At 70.6% G+C, this 347-nt stretch carries 1 protein-coding gene; it reads right to left on the reverse strand.

Going from position 1 to position 347, the window contains the following annotated elements; translation table 11 throughout:
* Nucleotides 1-347: acyltransferase domain-containing protein (locus IF43_RS37570; protein WP_158939708.1), on the reverse strand; the 347-nt coding region annotated here is incomplete at both ends.

Here is a 347-nt window from a genome sequence, read left to right on the forward strand (position 1 = left end):
CCCGCCACCACCTCACGGAAGTCGTCCGACATCCCGTCCATGTGCGACGAGTGGAACGCGTGGCTGACCGTCAGCTGCTTGGTCTTGCGACCCTGGGCCGCGAAGGCCTCGGCGACAGCGACCGCCGCGCCCTCGTCACCCGCGACCACCACCGACCGCGGACCGTTGACCGCGGCGATGCCCACACCTTCGGAGAGCAGCGGCAGGACCTCGTCCTCCGACGCCTCCACCGCGACCATCACCCCACCCGCCGGCAGCGCCTGCATCAACCGACCACGCGCAGCGACCAGCACACACGCGTCGTCCAGCGACAGCACACCCGCCACATGCGCAGCAGCGATCTCACC

It is taken from the genome of Streptomyces sp. NRRL S-87 (genome assembly GCF_000719335.1).
In the GTDB taxonomy this organism is placed as follows: Bacteria; Actinomycetota; Actinomycetes; order Streptomycetales; family Streptomycetaceae; genus Streptomyces.